This window comes from Microbacterium suaedae, from assembly GCF_003254645.1.
GTDB classification, from domain to species: Bacteria; Actinomycetota; Actinomycetes; order Actinomycetales; family Microbacteriaceae; genus Microbacterium; species Microbacterium suaedae.
In genome coordinates this window covers 67,923-84,624 of record NZ_PNFD01000001.1, presented here as the reverse complement: position 1 = coordinate 84,624, position 16,702 = coordinate 67,923, and the positions used below count along the sequence as shown (strand labels likewise).

General features: G+C 67.6%; 15 protein-coding genes and 2 tRNA genes. 14 read left to right on the top strand and 3 right to left on the bottom strand.

All coding sequences use genetic code 11. The annotated features are described in order from the left end of the window. The first annotated feature begins 2 nt into the window (after positions 1–2). The 6 genes from gltX (at position 3) to C0012_RS00360 (ending at position 6,130) form a co-directional block, all read left to right on the top strand. Positions 3–1,505, top strand: a complete 1,503-nt coding sequence (gltX, locus tag C0012_RS00385; RefSeq protein WP_110588715.1) for a glutamate--tRNA ligase — start codon at positions 3–5, stop codon at positions 1,503–1,505. A 92-nt stretch (positions 1,506–1,597) separates the two neighbouring features. Beyond that, positions 1,598–1,669 (top strand) — tRNA-Gln (locus C0012_RS00380). 76 nt (positions 1,670–1,745) lie between these two features. Then, positions 1,746–2,366 carry a trimeric intracellular cation channel family protein gene (locus C0012_RS00375; protein WP_110588716.1) on the top strand — a complete coding sequence of 207 codons (621 nt, stop codon included), beginning with the start codon at positions 1,746–1,748 and terminating at the stop codon, positions 2,364–2,366. A gap of 106 nt (positions 2,367–2,472) precedes the next feature. Then, a complete protein-coding gene (locus tag C0012_RS00370; protein WP_110588717.1) occupies positions 2,473–3,405 on the top strand; it encodes a diacylglycerol/lipid kinase family protein in 933 nt (310 codons plus the stop codon). Between the two features lie 95 nt (positions 3,406–3,500). After that, on the top strand, positions 3,501–4,820 hold the full coding sequence (locus tag C0012_RS00365; protein ID WP_162621820.1) for a hypothetical protein: 1,320 nt from the start codon (positions 3,501–3,503) through the stop codon (positions 4,818–4,820). Then, positions 4,817–6,130, top strand: coding sequence for a hypothetical protein (locus tag C0012_RS00360; RefSeq protein ID WP_110588719.1), 1,314 nt, complete (start codon positions 4,817–4,819; stop codon positions 6,128–6,130). Before C0012_RS00365 ends, C0012_RS00360 begins: the two co-directional genes overlap by 4 nt. A gap of 20 nt (positions 6,131–6,150) precedes the next feature. Here C0012_RS00360 and C0012_RS00355 read toward each other — a convergent pair whose 3' ends face one another. Then, entirely contained in the window at positions 6,151–7,404 is a 1,254-nt protein-coding gene (locus C0012_RS00355) for a CoA transferase (protein ID WP_110588720.1), read from the bottom strand. Positions 7,405–7,498: 94 nt separating this feature from the next. Next, the gene (locus C0012_RS00350) at positions 7,499–8,134 is read right to left on the bottom strand and encodes an MBL fold metallo-hydrolase (protein ID WP_110588721.1); all 636 of its coding nucleotides are present in this window, start codon (positions 8,132–8,134) and stop codon (positions 7,499–7,501) included. Between the two features lie 176 nt (positions 8,135–8,310). Here C0012_RS00350 and C0012_RS00345 point away from each other — a divergent pair. The 8 genes from C0012_RS00345 (at position 8,311) to C0012_RS00310 (ending at position 16,142) form a co-directional block, all read left to right on the top strand. Further along, positions 8,311–8,383, top strand: a tRNA-Glu gene (locus C0012_RS00345). Positions 8,384–8,594: 211 nt separating this feature from the next. Next, positions 8,595–9,602, top strand: coding sequence for a TerC family protein (locus C0012_RS00340; RefSeq protein ID WP_110588722.1), 1,008 nt, complete (start codon positions 8,595–8,597; stop codon positions 9,600–9,602). Positions 9,603–9,801: 199 nt separating this feature from the next. Next, the gene (gene leuC, locus C0012_RS00335) at positions 9,802–11,268 is read left to right on the top strand and encodes a 3-isopropylmalate dehydratase large subunit (RefSeq protein ID WP_110588723.1); all 1,467 of its coding nucleotides are present in this window, start codon (positions 9,802–9,804) and stop codon (positions 11,266–11,268) included. A gap of 2 nt (positions 11,269–11,270) precedes the next feature. Beyond that, positions 11,271–11,867, top strand: a complete 597-nt coding sequence (leuD, locus tag C0012_RS00330; RefSeq protein ID WP_110588724.1) for a 3-isopropylmalate dehydratase small subunit — start codon at positions 11,271–11,273, stop codon at positions 11,865–11,867. A gap of 64 nt (positions 11,868–11,931) precedes the next feature. Then, positions 11,932–13,293, top strand: coding sequence for a UDP-N-acetylglucosamine 1-carboxyvinyltransferase (gene murA / locus C0012_RS00325; protein WP_110588725.1), 1,362 nt, complete (start codon positions 11,932–11,934; stop codon positions 13,291–13,293). Continuing rightward, positions 13,290–14,045 carry a lysophospholipid acyltransferase family protein gene (locus C0012_RS00320; RefSeq protein ID WP_408631129.1) on the top strand — a complete coding sequence of 252 codons (756 nt, stop codon included), beginning with the start codon at positions 13,290–13,292 and terminating at the stop codon, positions 14,043–14,045. The genes murA and C0012_RS00320 overlap by 4 nt, the downstream gene beginning before the upstream one ends. Further along, positions 14,042–15,148 carry an NAD(P)H-dependent glycerol-3-phosphate dehydrogenase gene (locus tag C0012_RS00315; protein ID WP_110588726.1) on the top strand — a complete coding sequence of 369 codons (1,107 nt, stop codon included), beginning with the start codon at positions 14,042–14,044 and terminating at the stop codon, positions 15,146–15,148. Before C0012_RS00320 ends, C0012_RS00315 begins: the two co-directional genes overlap by 4 nt. Beyond that, a complete protein-coding gene (locus C0012_RS00310) occupies positions 15,054–16,142 on the top strand; it encodes a D-alanine--D-alanine ligase family protein (RefSeq protein WP_110588727.1) in 1,089 nt (362 codons plus the stop codon). Before C0012_RS00315 ends, C0012_RS00310 begins: the two co-directional genes overlap by 95 nt. On the opposite strand, the gene C0012_RS00305 is transcribed toward C0012_RS00310, so the two are convergent. Beyond that, positions 16,143–16,631 (bottom strand): DUF3515 family protein, encoded by a 489-nt coding sequence (locus C0012_RS00305; protein WP_232527714.1) that lies wholly within the window; start codon positions 16,629–16,631, stop codon positions 16,143–16,145. Positions 16,632–16,702: the final 71 nt, after the last annotated feature.

Below are 16,702 nucleotides of genomic sequence, written 5' to 3'. Positions count from 1 at the left end.
CTATGGCTACTCCCGATCTTCGCACCACGACCGCCACCGGATCTGACGTCCGCGTGCGTTTCTGCCCGTCGCCGACCGGCCTCCCGCACGTCGGCCTCATTCGTACGGCGCTGTTCAACTGGGCGTTCGCGCGCCACCACGGCGGAAAGCTCGTGTTCCGTATCGAGGACACCGACGCGAATCGCGACAGCCAGGAGAGCTACGACCAGCTGATCGACGCGCTCACGTGGCTCGGCATCGACTGGGACGAGGGCGTCGAGGTGGGCGGCCCGCACGCGCCGTACCGTCAGTCCGAGCGGCATGACCTTCATCGCGAGGTTCTCGACCAGCTGATGTCGAAGGGCCTCGTGTACGAGAGCTTCTCGACCGCGGAGGAGATCGATGCGCGCAACGAGGCGAATGGTCGCCCGAAGCAGCAGGGGTACGACAACTTCGATCGCGACCTCACCGACGAGCAGCGCGCCGCGTTCCGCGCTGAGGGGCGTCAGCCGGCGCTGCGCCTCAAGGTTCCGGACGAGGACATCACCTACGACGACCTCATCCGCGGCGAGGTGACGTTCCCCGCGGGATCCTTCAGCGACTTCGTCATCGTGCGCCCGAACGGGATCCCGCTTTACACGTTCGTGAACCCGGTGGATGACGCTCTCATGGGGATCACGCACGTGCTTCGCGGCGAAGACCTCATGCCGTCGACGGCGCGACAGATCGTGCTCTATCGGGCGCTCGTCGATGCGGGGGTGACGGACTTCATCCCGCGTTTCGGCCACATGCCGCTCGTGCTCGGCGATGGCAACAAGAAGCTGTCGAAGCGCGACCCCCGCGCCGACCTCTTCCTGCAACGCGAGAAGGGCTTCGTTCGCGAAGGCCTGCTGAACTATCTCGCACTTCTCGGGTGGTCGATCGCGCCCGATCGTGATGTCTTCACGCTCGACGAGTTCGTCGGGGCGTTCGAGATCGAAGCCGTGAATCCGAACCCCGCGCGCTTCGACCAGAAGAAGGCTGAGTCGATCAACGGCGATCACGTCCGGATGCTCGACGTCGACGACTTCGCGAACCGCCTCGTTCCCTATCTGCAGACGGCCGGGGCTCTGGGGGAGAAGCCATCAGAGGATCAGCTCGCGCTCCTGCGGGCGGCGGCGCCTCTCGTGCAGGAGCGCATGCAGATGCTCGGCGAGGCAGGCGACATGCTCGGCTTCCTGTTCACCGACGATCTCGCGTACGACGACGACGCCATCGCGAAGCTCAAGGACGCCCCGCGGATCCTGCAGGCGAGCGCCCAGGCGCTCGAGACGCTCGACGACTTCCGCGCGGAGCCCATCCAGGAGGCTCTCGCGGCCGCGCTGATCGAGGGGCTCGAGCTCAAGCCGCGCGTCGCCTATGCCGCGCCGCGCGTCGCGATCTCGGGACGACGCGTCTCGCCGCCGTTGTTCGAGTCGATGGAGCTGCTCGGCCGTGAGCGCACGATCGACCGGCTGCGCGCGCTCGCTGTACGCCTGGCTGAGTGAGCGCGACACGCCCCGGATGCACGGTCGAATTGGCGGCCATTCGGTGCTTCAGGTAAGCTAGTCACTTGTGACGGCGAAGGCCGGAGCGCCCTTGGGGTATGGTGTAATTGGCAACACAGCGGTTTCTGGTACCGTCGTTCTTGGTTCGAGTCCAGGTACCCCAGCAGAGAAAAACCCCCGCCTAGGCGGGGGTTTTCTCATGTCCATGGGTCGTATGATCTCCCCGGAGAGGGGAACCGTATGTCGCTGACGCTCGACCTCCTGGGCGTGTTCTTCTTCGCGCTCTCCGGATCGCTGCTCGCCGCCCGACGCGGCTTCGATATCGTCGGATCGCTGCTGCTCGGGTCGCTCACGGGTCTCGGAGGCGGGGTCATCCGCGATCTCGTGCTCGGCCTCACGCCGACAGCTTTCGAACGGCCGGTGTATCTCGTCCCGCCGCTCGTCGCAGCCGGGATCGTCTACCTCCTCCACGGTCATATGCGGAAGTTCACGCGTCCGCTCCTCGTCTGCGATGCGGCGGGGCTCGGCCTGTTCTGCACGACCGGTGCCGTTAAGGCGCTCGAGTACGGAATGAACCCGGTGGCCGCGGCCTTGCTGGGCGTGACGACGAGTGTCGGCGGGGGACTGCTGCGCGATGTCGTTGCGAACCAGGATCCGCAGCTGTTCGATCCGCGTGACATCTATGCGCTCCCCGCAATGCTCGGGGCCGCCCTGATCACCGTGAGCTGGATCGGCGGCTGGTACTCGGCCTGGATCACGCTCGCGGTCGCCGCTCTCGTGTTCGCCCTGCGGATCCTCGCCCTGTGGCTGCGCTGGCGGGTCCCGCATGCGTCGCGGAAGCCGCTGCCCGACGGCGAGTGAGGGAGTCGCGCACATCCGGCGGATTCGCAGGCACATCGATACCGAACCGGGCCTAGTCTGATCTCACCCGCCGCCGACAGAGGAGCGCGGGAGAAGGAGGGCGATCATGTCACAGGCCACCCACATCGGCATCGTGTTCAACCCGTCGAAAGGCGCGCGCGACGAGCTCGAGGCGGCCGTCGTCGCGGCCTCGGACGCGACGGTGACGTGGCATGAGACCGAGGTCGACGACCCCGGCGTGTCTGCGGCGCGCGAAGCGATCGCCGCGGGCGCCGACCTGGTTCTCGCCGCGGGCGGCGACGGCACCGTGCGAGCCGTCGCCGAGCACCTGGGCGAGAGCGGTGCGGACGTTGAGCTCGGGATCGTTCCGCTCGGAACGGGGAACCTGCTTGCGCGGAATCTCGACGTTCCGCTGGGCGACCTCGCGGCGGCCGTCGAACGGGCGCTCGACGGCGAGGCTCGTGACATCGATCTCGGATGGGCGGACGTCGCGGGCGAGGATGGACAGCGCCGCTGGGCCTTCGCCGTCATGGCGGGTTTCGGCATCGACGCGCACATGATCACCGAGACCGACGACGATCTCAAGGACAAGGCGGGCTGGATGGCCTACGTCGAGTCGCTCGGACGCGCCGTCTCGGCCAGCGAGATCATCCGCGTGACGCTCACCTTTGACGACGGTGAGACACAAGACGACGACGCGCACACACTGATCGTCGGAAACTGCGGGACGCTGCAGGCCGGGTTCACGCTGCTGCCTGACGCCGATCCCTCTGATGGAGAGCTCGACCTGTTTGTGCTGGACGCGGAGGGTGCCGAGGGGTGGGGTGATGTGGTGAAGAACGTCGTATGGGACAACGGCATCGCGCGAGCCTTCGGCGGAGGCCGGGCGAAGAGCAGCGACAGCGTCACCCATCGCCGTATCGCGTCGCTCGAGATCGACCTCGCCGAGCCGCGCGTCTTCGAGGTCGACGGCGACGAGATCGGCCAGATCACCCGAGCATCGATCTCGGTGCAGCCCGCCGCGATCCGTGTGCGCTGAGGCGCGTCACACGCCGCATGCCGGCGTGACGCGCCCCGCGCGGTTCGAGGTGCCAGGATAGGACACTGCGAAATCGCAGAGTCGAGGGAGTGTCCGTGGCGATCGATCCGATGGAAAGCTGGCGTCCCCTGGATGTCGCACCGCTCACGTCGGGCCGCGTGACTCGCGCCGACGAGGACGCCTATCGCGCGCGTCACGGGATCGAGCCCGCGCAGCGGATGGGCATCCAGGCCGCCGCCCAGAGCGCTCTCTCGCCGCTCGTCGCGACGCTGTTCGGAATGCTGCGATGGGGTGTGGGCAAGGCGGGCCCGCTGCGGGTGATCCTCGCGATCACGGGCGGATTCCTCGCCTCGTTCGGCTTCCTCGTGATCCTGGTGATGGTGGTGGCGCTGAGCATCGCCGCGGTGATCGGGCCTCTTCTGGCGGTGCTGGAGCTTTTGGCGCCGTCCCCGGACGGCTTCAGGCCGGACATGCTCTTGCTCGTCCCGTTCACCGCTCTCGCGTTCTTCCTCGTCTGGTGGTGGGGCGGGATGTTTCGTCGAAATCAGCGCCGCAGTGTGCGGCGAGGCGTGATGGTCGAGCGGCTGAGCGGGGCCAACGGCCTCGCGTACACGCACCGGCGCCATCTTCGGGACGAGCGTCCGGGCTCGCTCTTCACGGTCGGGGATCCGATGGGTGCGAGCACTCTCGTGACGCGCAGCGAGAAGCCGTTCTTCGAGATGGGTACGTGGACCTTCAACCGTTCCCGTGACCCGCGTCAGCGTACGTGGATCCTTGAGAACTGGGGCTTCGCCGCGTTGCGCCTTCCGACGCCGCTTCCGCATATCCTTCTCGACGGGCGCAGCGGCAACGGACTTCTCTCGTCGAGCCTGCCCGACCTGTCCGCGCCGGCGAACGCCCAGCGCTTCGCGCTCGAGGGCGACTTCAATCGGCATTTCACGTTGTACTGCCCCGCGGGGTACGAGACCGACGCGCTCTACCTCTTCACCCCCGACGTCATGGCGCGCTTCGTCGATCGCGCCGCGCGATACGACGTCGAGATCGTCGACGACTGGCTCTTCCTCTATTCGAAGGATGAGCTGGCGATCGATGAACCGGACGATTGGCGTGCGATGGACGAGGCTCTGCGTGCCCTCGCGGCGAAGATCGATCGCTGGGGTCGCTGGCGCGACGACCGGAGGCGCCTCCCCGTCGTGGCGGATCCGGAATCGACGGAGTCCGCCGTGGCGTCGCTCCGGCCCGCGCCGCGCGGGGTCGCGACGAAGGGACGCCGCCTCGCGAAGAGCAAGCCGATCGCCGCCATCGTGCTCGGCATCATCGCGACCGTGGTCGTCGGACTGATTCTCGTCGCGCGCGCCGTCGAGTTCCTTGCAGACAGTGGCTCGCTCGTGTCTTCGATCGGAGCGCTGACGTGAAGACGGGATCGCCGGGTGGCGCGTGGCCGCCGCTGCGGGTCGAGACGCTGCGCGAACCGATCACCCGCGAGGACGAGGCCGAGTTCGTGAAGCGGCACCAGATCGACAGGGCTGAACGGCTGGAGCCGAAAGCCGCGATCACGGATATCGTGACGGCGCCGGTGATGCGCTGGCGGCTCGTGCAGTGGGTCCTCGGGTGGAGCCGGGGCAAGCGCGGGGTGTGGCGCGCGCTCCTCTTCGTGCCGAGCATTGTCCTCGGCATCCTGCTCGCTGGGGTCGGTCTCCTGGCTAGCTTCCTGCTCGTCGTGTTCACTATGGTGTTCGCAGTCGTCCCGCTCTTCGAAGTCGTCTTCGTGCTCTTCTCCGGCTCCAACTGGGTCCTCGGTGCCGGATGGCTGGTGGGCCTCCCCGTCGTGCTCGCGGGAGGATTCGTGTTCTTCCGCGCCCGGGGGCGGCCCGTGCGCCGACAGCGTCGCGAGGTTCGGCGGGGCATCGCCTTTGGGCGCCTCGCGGAGGCGAACGGCATGCGATATCGGCCGCACCGCAGCGGGAAGAAGGACTCACGGGCGGGCGGGAGACTCTCCGCAGCGACTCACCAGGTGCGCCGGCGCGGATCTGCGCCCTTCGAAGCCGGCGTGCTCGGCGACGACCTCGACGGTGCCCTGTTCGGCGACGCACACGCACGCAGGGGGTACGCCGCGCTGCGCCTGCCGACGGGACTGCCGCACATCGTCCTCGATGCGCGCGGACCGAACAGCCTGCTGTCGTCCAGTCTTCCGGGGATCGACGCGCCCCACGCGAGCCAGCGGCTGGGCCTCGAGGGCGGCTTCGACCGCTATTTCACGCTGTACTGCCCGGAAGGCTACGAGCCTGATGCGCTGTATCTGTTCACGCCCGATGTGATGGAGCGCATGATCGACCGCGTTGCGCGATATGACGTCGAGATCATCGATGACTGGCTCCTACTCATCTCGAAGAAGCATCTCGGCACCACGAACCCCGACGACTGGACGGAGATGAACGAAGCCCTCGGCGTGCTCGCCGACAGGATCGACCGCTGGGGGCGCTGGCGGGATGAACGGCACTTCGACGACGAGCGCCGTGCGACTGGGGAAGCCCTGCCGACGCCACGGCGCGGAGCAGCGGACGCGGGTCGTCGTTTGCGGTTCGGATGGAGCGCCGCCGCTGTCTACGGCGGCATCGTCATCCTTCTGGCGTTTGGTGTGGCTGGGTATGCGTTCTGGGAGATGACCCGCGAGCTCCTGGCCGACATCGGCGCGGGGATCGCGTGGATCGGGTCACTGTTCTGAACCGTGAGCGTCGGGCCCGGTCACGGCCCGGCCCACGCGAGAGAGGCGCCGCCGTACTCGCCGACGTCGCGTTCGATGGTCCGCCGGTCGACCAGCAGGGGCGGGGGCACCGTGAGGAGCTCCCCGTGGGGTGACGAGACGTTCACGACGGGCACACCGAGCGGGATCTCCTCCTCGTGCGCGATGCGTTCCCGCCCGAGCAGTGTGCGCGCCGCACCCAGGAGGCTCGCGCGCACGAGGCCTCCGGAGCCGTCCGCCAGCAGCCCCATGATGCGGCCGGCGAGGTGCGCCCCGGTCGCGTAGTCGAGAGCCTGTACCGGGAGCGCGCCGGGGGATCCATCGGGGCGGGCGCAGACGTCCGCGATGCCGGTCGCCGCCTGCACGATGGAATCGAAGCCCTGCCGCGCTCCCCACGGGCCGCGCTCGCCCCACGCCGACAGCGAGCCGACGACGAGTGAGGGCGTGTCGGCGAGGAGATCCTCGGGCGAGAGGCCGAAGCGGTCGAGTGATCCGGGCCGGTACCCCAGGAGCACGACGTCGGCGGTGCGCGCGAGTTCGCGCACCTCGCGCCCGCGTTCCGAGAGATCCGCGATCGCCGACCGCTTGCCCATGCCCGTCGCGAGGTGCTGTTCGAGGATCTCGGGGCGCTGGGGAGGATCGATGCGGAGGACATCGGCTCCGAGGCAGGCGAGGATCTGGGAGCAGCTCGGTCCGGCAATGACCCGCGTCAGATCGAGCACGCGGATCCCGTCGAGGGGAGCGTCCGTGGCGGGCCGCACCGGTCGTGACTCCGTGCGCCGCACATCGACCCACGTCTCATCCTCGGTCGCGCGACCCTGAGGGTGTTCCCGCCACTCGCGCTCGGTCCGCACGCGGGTGGCGATTCCGCCCGCGTCGACGATCGCGGCATCGAGATCGTCCGCACGCCACGACGACGCGACGTCATCGAGGGAGGGGCGGTCGGCGGCGCCGGTCGCCCGACGGATCGCCTCTGCATGGTGTGGGTAGTTCGCATGGATCCGCACGGAACCATCGCGGGTGCGGACGAAGCCGGACAGGGGCGCCCATGCATCAGCGCCGCGCCCGTCGACGCGCAGGTGCGAGAGCACATCGAACGCCGCGCGCACGAGTTCGGCGGTCGTCTCGATTGTGACGGGACGTCCGCGCTCCGCCGACAGTCGGGCGGCCTCGTCGCCGGCGATCTCGACCGACGGGACAACGAGCGACTCGACGTCGAGCCGGCACCTCCACCACCTGCGCACAGTCACGCTCATGACGCCAGGCTACGTGCGTGCGCGGGTGCACGGGAGTGCCATGTGGCCGTTTCTGGTCGCGGGATCGACCAGACGGCACCCGCGAACCATGGAGTCAGATCTCCAGTGCGTCACCGGGGGAGAGAGGGTGGAACGTTCCGTTCGATTGTTCGGTCGCCCAGGCGAGACGCTGTCGGTGCATGCCGAGGCCGACATCCGACAGCGGGACGTCGTGTGTTCCGAAAGCGGCATGCGGGGCGACCGCGAGGACGAAGTCCATGGCCTCGCCGATCTTCAGCCACGGGGCGCCGGTCGGCGCCGCGAGCAGGCGGACATCGACGCCTTCAGGGACCGCGTATGAGTCGCCGGGGTAGTAGAGGGCGTCGTCGATGAGGACGCCGACGTTGTCGATGAGTGGGATCGAGGAGTGGATCTCGTTGTGCGTTCCGCCGAAGAAGCGGAGCGAGAAGGATCCCGCCGTGACGGTGTCGCCGGGGGAGACGACCGTCATATCGACGGGGGCGGCCGTGGCGGTCGCGGCCGTGGTGAACATCGGCGCCGCCGGGAACTCTTCGGCGAGTCGCTGCAGATGTGCGGGGGTCCAGTGATCCGGATGCTCGTGCGTGACGACGACGCCGACGACGTTCGCGAGCGGGCCGAGGTCGGGAGTGAAGCCTCCCGGATCGACGACCAGCGTTTTGCCGCTCTTCTCGATCGTCAGGAAGGCATGTTCGTGTTTCGTGACGCGCATGTCTCGAGGATGCCACCCGGCAGGGGTTCCGTTCGAGGGGCGCGACGAATATGCTCGCGACCAGGAAGACACGCCCGGGCGGCGCGATCGGGGTCGCCCGATTTTGTCCTGCGCCCGCGCCCGTTGTACAGTTATCTGGTTGCCGCGAGAGCGGGAGCAGAAAACAGAAGAGATGCGGCCCCATCGTATAGCGGCCTAGTACGCTGGCCTCTCACGCCGGTAACGCGGGTTCGAATCCCGCTGGGGTCACCGCACAACGAAAGCCCGGACTTCGGTCCGGGCTTTCGTCGTTCTCGCAGGAGTGGCCGTCCGCGCACGGTAGGCTGAATGCGCGAGAGGGAGTATCCCGTCTTTGCGTGATCCGTCAATACGTACCCCGTCGGTGGGGTTCCGGGCGCGCACCGCGATCTGACGCGGGGGAGAGACTTTCGGACGTCACTGCACCCCGAAAGGACCCTGCGTGGACATTCCCCTCTGGTTCGAGGTCGGCTCACTCGTCGTGCTGACTCTCATCCTGATCGCGGATCTGCTGCTCATCCTCAAGCGGCCCCACATCCCCTCCACTCGCGAGTCGGCCCTCTGGGTCGGCTTCTACATCACGCTCGCGCTCCTCTTCGCCGTCGTGCTGTGGCTCATCGGCGACACGGACCACGCCGTCGAGTTCGTCAGCGGCTGGCTGACCGAGTACAGCCTCTCGATCGACAACCTGTTCGTGTTCGTGCTGATCATGACGCAGTTCTCGGTGCCGCGGCGGCTTCAGCAGCAGGTGCTGATGGTGGGCATCATCATCGCGCTCGTCCTGCGCGCGGCCTTCATCCTCGTCGGCGCCGCGCTCATCGAGAACTTCAGCTGGATTTTCTACATCTTCGGCGCGTTTCTCGTGTACACCGCGGTCAAGCAGGTCTTCGAGAAGGATCACCAGGACGATGCGGACAAGGAGACCTTCCTCGTTCGGCTGCTGCGGCGCTTCATCCCGATTCACGACTCGTACGACGACGCGAAGCTGCGCACGGTCGTGAACGGCAAGAAGGTGCTCACGCCGATGGTGATCGTCTTCATCTCGATCGGCGTCACCGACCTCATCTTCGCGATCGACTCGATCCCCGCGATCTTCGGGATCACCCAGGAGCCGTTCCTCGTCTTCGCGGCGAATCTGTTCGCGCTCATGGGTCTCCGTCAGCTGTACTTCCTGCTCGGCGATCTGCTCGACCGCCTGCAGTACCTGAAGTACGGCGTCGCGTTCATCCTCGCGTTCATCGGGGCGAAGCTGTTCTTCCATGCACTGCACGTCAACGAGCTGCCGTTCATCAACGGTGGACATCATGTCGAGTGGGCGCCCGAGATCAGCAACTGGACCTCGCTCGGCGTGATCGTCGCTTCGATCGTCGTCGCGACGGTGGCGAGCCTCATCGCGAACGCGCGTGCGGGCAAGGACGAGTCCGACCCCGCATCGATCTCGGAGAAGTGATGCGGTCCCGCGATCTTCGATGAGCAGAGTGCTCACTGTCCGGCTCCGGGCGCGGGGCGGCGGTGAGCACTCTGTTATCGTCAGAGGGTGCGGTGCAACAGGCTTCTCCTTAGCTGCCGCGACGGGATCTCGCTCTAGGCCACCCGTCGCGGAGTCTGTCGACGGCCGACATTCCGACGTCAAGGAGCTTTCTACGAGCATGAGCGCCGCAACCGGCATCCCCGACCACCCCCGGACCCTGGCTGAGAAGCTGTGGGACGACCACATCGTCGTCCGCGGTGAGGACGGCCATCCCGATCTCATCTACATCGACCTGCATCTCGTCCACGAAGTCACGAGCCCGCAGGCCTTCGATGGACTGCGTACCGAAGGTCGCGAGCCCCGTCGCCTCGATCTGACGATCGGCACCGAGGACCACAACACTCCGACGCTCGACATCGACAAGCCGATCGCCGACATCACGAGCCGCACGCAGGTCGACACCCTGCGGAGGAACGCCGAGGAGTTCGGTCTGCGGCTGCACTCGCTGGGCGACGCCGAGCAGGGAATCGTGCACGTCGTGGGGCCGCAGCTCGGGCTCACGATGCCCGGCATCACCGTCGTGTGCGGCGACAGCCACACCTCGACGCACGGGGCGTTCGGCGCGCTCGCCTTCGGTATCGGCACGAGCGAGGTCGAGCACGTGCTCGCGACGCAGACGCTGCCGCTCAAGCCGTTCAAGACGATGGCGATCACGGTCGAGGGCGACCTCAAGCCGGGCGTCACGGCCAAGGACATCGTCCTGGCCGTCATCGCGAAGATCGGCACGGGCGGTGGGCAGGGGTATGTGATCGAGTTCCGCGGCAGCGCGATCCGCTCGCTCTCGATGGAGGGCCGGATGACGGTCTGCAATATGTCGATCGAGGCGGGCGCTCGCGCCGGCATGGTCGCGCCCGACGAGACGACGTTCGAGTACGTCAAGGGCCGGCCGCACGCCCCCACGGGTCAGGACTGGGACGACGCGGTCGCGTACTGGAAGACGCTGCCGACCGACGAGGGGGCGGTTTTCGACGCCGAGGTGTTCATCGACGCGAACGAACTCGAGCCGTTCGTCACGTGGGGGACGAATCCCGGACAGGGCGTGTCGCTCTCGGATCGCGTGCCGATGCCCGAGAGCTTCGACGACCCGACCGCCCGTCAGTCGGCGGAGCGGGCCTGCGAGTACATGGATCTCGAGCCGGGCACGCCGATGAAGGACATCTCGGTCGACGCGGTGTTCATGGGGTCGTGTACGAACAGCCGCATCGAGGATCTGCGCGCTTTCGCGTCGGTCATCGAAGGGCGCACCAAGGCCGACGGCGTGCGCGTCATGGTGGTCCCCGGATCCGCGCGGGTGCGCCTGCAGGCCGAGGCTGAGGGCATCGACAAGATCGTGACCGACTTCGGCGCGGAATGGCGCTTCGCCGGCTGCTCCATGTGCCTCGGCATGAACCCCGACCAGCTCGCTCCGGGGGAGCGCTGCGCCTCCACGAGCAACCGTAATTTCGAAGGGCGGCAGGGCAAGGGCGGCCGCACGCACCTCGTCTCGCCGCTCGTTGCCGCGGCGACGGCGGTGCGCGGCACGCTGTCGAGTCCGAGCGATCTCGAGCCGATCGATGATCGCGAACTGACGGGAGCAGAGGCCTGAACATGGAGAAGTTCACGACGCACACCGGAGTGGCGGCCCCGCTCAAGCGGTCGAATGTCGACACCGATCAGATCATTCCGGCCGTCTTCCTCAAGCGCGTCACGAAGACGGGCTTCGAAGACGCGCTGTTCTCGGCGTGGCGCCAGCAGGACGACTTCGTCCTGAACCAGGAGCCGTTCCGGAACGCCTCGGTTCTTGTCGCCGGGTCCGACTTCGGCACGGGATCGAGTCGCGAGCACGCCGTATGGGCGCTGCGTGACTACGGTTTCCGTGTCGTGCTTTCGACGCGCTTCGCGGACATCTTCCGCGGGAACGCGGGGAAGCAGGGGCTTGTCACGGGAATCATCTCGGAAGAGGCGCTCGAGCGCTTCTGGGCGGCGATCGATGCGGACCCGGGCGTGGAGATGACGGTCGACCTCGTCGAACGCACCGCCACGGTCGGCGACTTCACGGCCGACTTCGAGATCGACGATTACACTAGATGGCGGCTCCTCGAAGGGCTCGACGACATCGGGCTCACGTTGCGTCATCAGGACGAGATCACGCAGTTCGAGGCCCGCCGTGAGGCGTGGCGGCCACGGACCCTTCCGGTTCCGTGAGCTGAGGATCCGCTCCGACACGCGGGGCGGCCGGTTCGCCGGAAATGAGTGAGGATCCACAGGAATGACGCTCGTAGGCAGTGAACAGGCGCGAACATCGCCGACACTTGGTGACGTCCTCGAGATCCGCGGCGGCCGACCGCTGCGCGGACAGGTCGATGTGAAGGGCGCGAAGAATCTCGCGACGAAGGCGATGGTGGCGTCGCTCCTCGGGGAGACGCCGTCGACGCTGCGGGACGTGCCCGAGATCCGCGACGTCGAGGTCGTCCGCTCTCTGCTCGAGGTGCACGGTGTGTCCGTCTCCGAGGGTGAGGAGCCGGGTTCGCTCGTCCTGGATCCCGCGCGGGCGAAGTCCGCTGGCTTCGAGGAGATCGACGCCCACGCCGGATCGAGCCGCATCCCGATCCTCTTCTGCGGACCTCTGCTGCACCTGCTCGGCCAGGCCTTCATCCCCGATCTCGGCGGCTGCCGCATTGGTGACCGCCCGATCGACTTCCACCTCGACGCGTTGCGCAACTTCGGCGCGGTCGTCGAGAAGGAGCCGAATGGAATCCGCCTGTCGGCACCCGACGGGCTGCGCGGCGCGAACATCGAGCTGCCGTACCCGAGCGTCGGCGCGACCGAGCAGGTGCTGCTCACGGCTGTGCGTGCGAAGGGCGTGACCGAGCTGCGCAATGCGGCGATCGAGCCCGAGATCATGGACCTCATCGGCGTTCTGCAGAAGATGGGCGCGATCATCTCCTACGAGCCGAACCGTGTCATCTTCATCGAGGGCGTCGACGAGCTCCACGGATACGACCACCGCAGCCTCTTCGACCGCAACGAGGCCGCATCCTGGGCGTGCGCCGCGCTCGCGACCGACGGCGAGATCTTCGTCAAGGGTGCTCGCCAGTACGAGATGCTCACGTTCCTCAACGTGTTCCGCAAGGTCGGCGGATCGTTCGACATCACCGACGACGGGATCTACTTCCGTCGCGCGAAGAGCCCGCTCAAGCCCGTCATGGTCGAGACCGACGTGCACCCCGGGTTCATGACCGACTGGCAGCAGCCTCTCATCGTTGCGCTGACGCAGGCGAACGGCGTGTCGATCGTCCATGAGACCGTCTACGAGAACCGGCTCGGATTCACGTCGGCGCTCAACCAGATGGGGGCCGACATCGTCGTGCACCCGAAGGGTCTTGACGGCGCCTACCGACGCGTCGGACGCCGTGAGCTCGAGCAGGCCGCCGTGATCACGGGCCCGACGCCCCTGAAGGGCGCCGAGATCGTTGTTCCGGATCTGCGCGGCGGGTACGCCTACGTCATCGCCGCGCTGGTCGCCGAGGGGACCTCTCGCGTGTCCAACGTCGGCATCATCCGACGTGGCTACGAGAAGTTCTTCGACAAGCTGACGGCTCTCGGCGCCGACTTCGACGTCGTGGGCTGAGCGTGGCGAAGGCCTCGCGGGAGAAGACCCGCCCCAGTCTGTTCTGGCTGCTCGCAGCCATCATCTTGCCCGTCATGGGGTGGTTCACGAAGATCGAGCTGCGCGGCGCGGAGAACCTGCCTCGCGACGGCGCTTTCGTCATGGCGCCGAATCACCACAGCGAGATAGACCCTCTGACGGTCGCGGTCGCGACGTGGAAGCTCGGTCGCGCGCCGCGCTTCATGGCGAAGGAGAGCCTCTTCCGGATCCCCGTCGTGGGATCGGCGCTGCGAGCGACCGGGATGATCCCCGTCTCACGCACCGGCCGGGGGAAGAACGGTGCTTCGCAGTCGATCGCTCAGGCGACGGAACTCGTCGAGAACGCTCGCGGCGTCATCGTGTATCCCGAGGGAACTCTGACGCGCGATCCGGACCTGTGGCCGATGCGCGGGAAGTCGGGCGCGGCGCGCCTCGCGCTGGCGGGGGACATCCCGCTGATCCCTGTCGCCCACTGGGGCGAGCAGCAGTTCATGCCCCGCTATGGGCGTCTGCGGTTCTTCCCGCCGCGCCGACGTGTCGTGTTCTCGGTCGGCGAGCCCGTCGAGCTGTCGGATCTTCGCGGACGCGAGCACGAGAAGGGCGTGATCGCGGAGGCCACCGCGCGGGTCATGCAGGAGATCACGCGTCTGCTCGAGGAGCTGCGTGGCGAGAAGGCGCCCGCCGAGCGCTGGGATCCCTCGCAGCACGGCCAAGCCGAGACGGGGCGGCTGTGAACGCGCGCGTCACGGTCGTCGGCGCGGGCAGCTGGGGAACGACGTTCGGCAAGATCCTCGGCGACGGCGGCGCCGACGTCACGATGTGGGCGCGGCGCCCCGAACTCGCCCATGAGATCGATGAGGCGAAGCGCAACTCGCGCTACCTGCCCGGCATCAACCTGCCGCGGTCGATGCACGCGACGCATGAGCTGGCCGCGTCGCTCGAAGCCGCCGAACAGGTCTACCTCTCGGTGCCCAGCCGCTCCGCGCGCGAGACGCTCGCGCAGCTGCGGCCGATTCTCGCGCGGTCCGAAGCGCCGATCATCAGCCTGATGAAGGGCGTCGAGAAGCGCTCAGGGTTGCGCATGAGCGAGGTGATCGCTGAGGTCCTTGATTGCGATCCCGCGCGCATCGCGGTCGTGAGCGGCCCGAACCTCGCTCGCGAGATCGCTCAGGAGCAGCCGACGGCGGCCGTGGTGTCGTCGCACAGTGCGGAGACGGCCGCGACGATCGCGCGTACCGCGTCGAACTCGTACTTCCGCACCTTCGTCAACACCGACGTGGCCGGCACCGAGTTCGGCGGCGTCCTCAAGAACCTCATCGCGGTCGCGACGGGCATCGTGGATGGTGTCGGCTACGGCGAGAACACCAAGGCATCGATCATCACGCGCGGGCTCGTCGAGATGACCGATTTCGCGGTCGCCTACGGTGCGCAGTACGACACGATGCAGGGCCTCGCCGGAATCGGCGACCTCATCGCGACGTGCCAGTCGCCGCTGAGCAGGAACAACACCGCCGGGCGCCTGCTCGGGCAGGGATACACACTTGACGATGTCGTCGATCACATGGAGCAGACAGCCGAGGGGCTCAGCTCGGTCGAGCCGATTCTGCAGCTCGCGCACGCGAAGGGCGTCGACATGCCGATCGTGCGGCAGGTGAAGATGGTGCTGGATGGCACGATGGAGCCTCGCGACATCGCACCCCATCTCACGACCGACGACGACACTCCGCAGGAGGAGACGCAGTATGGCAGCAGCGACCGTGGCGGTGCTCTTCGGCGGACGCTCGAGCGAGCACGAGATCTCTTCGGCGACGGCGGGAGGCGTTCTCGGCGCGATTGACCGCGATCGCTACCGCGTGATCCCCATCGGCATCACGCGTGCGGGAGAGTTCGTCCTCGAAGAAGACGATCCGGCGCGATTCCGGCTCGAGGCCGGGTCGCTGCCGCGTGTGGTCGACAACGGGACGCGGATCCGCTGGCCGATGCCGGGGGGACCGCGCGAACTGCAGGTGGAGCGCGCTGACGGATCCGTGGAGTCACTCGGTGAGGTCGACGTGGTCCTCCCGATCCTGCATGGTCTGCACGGTGAAGACGGCACGATGCAGGGTTTTCTCGACATCCTCGAGATCCCGTACGCAGGAGGTGGCGTCCTCGACTCGGCGATCTGCATGGACAAGCACTTCATGAAGCTCGCCCTCGAAGCGGATGGCATCGCCGTCGCGCCGTGGGTGACGGTGAAGGCACGTCGATGGGAAACCGACGCCGATGCCGTGCGCGCAGACGTCTCGCGGCTCGGGTATCCCGTCTTCGTCAAGCCCGCGCGTGCGGGATCCAGCGTGGGCGTGTCGAAGGCCCATGATGCGTCCGAGATCGACGAGGCGATGCGGATCGCCCTCGCGGAAGACAACAAGGTCCTCGTCGAGCAGGCGATGACAGGGCGCGAGATCGAGGTGGCTGTGCTCGAGGGGCGCGGATCCGACGCGCCGCGCGCTTCCCTGCCCGGCGAGATCGTGCTGACGACCCGTGAGTTCTACGACTTCGAGGGCAAGTATCTCGGGGGCGATGGCGCCGACGTCGTCTGCCCGGCTGAGCTCTCAGAGGAGCAGACCGCGCGGATCCGGGCGGCGGCGACGCGGGCATTCGAGGCGGTGGACGGGCGAGGCCTGGCGCGCGTCGACGTGTTCCTCACCGAATCGGGCGAGATCGTCGTGAACGAGCTCAACACCATGCCGGGCTTCACCCCGATCTCGATGTACCCGAAGTGCTGGGTGGCGTCGGGGCTGAGCTACGCCGACCTCATCACGGAGCTGGTCGAGCTCGGCCGCGCCGCCTGATCAGGAGGTGCGGGGGGCCTCGGTCGAGTCGGGGTCGGCCTCGTCGGGAGTGGTGCACTCTCCGTCCTTCGGCAGAACGTTCGCCGCATTGCTCAGGGCGCTCAGCACATCGTTGCTGGTGGTCTCTTCGGTGTCGACGTACACCTGAGCTGCGGGCGTGCGCCCGTAGGTCGTCATGCGCAGATTCGGGAATTCGGTCTCGTCGACGATCCAGTCGACGCCGCCGACCGTCACGCACTGCATCGTCGTCGGAGCGGGCGGTTCGAGGCCGCAGCGGAACAGCACGACACTCGGATCGCCCCACGCGGCGGTCGCCTGCGCGTCGGTCCACACGCGGGACAGGTCGCCGATCGATTCGGGAACGCGCACGCTCACATCGGCGCAGATGGGGTCGTTCGCCGACGCGGCGGGCTCGAGATGGACCGTGGGGGTGCACCCCGTAGCGACGAGCGCGATCACGAGGGCGACGGGCGCGAACAGGCGTTTCACGATCCACAGCCTATTCCTGTGCTCCTGGACGGGTGGGGAGAAGATCGGGCCGCGCCGACTGCCCCATAGGC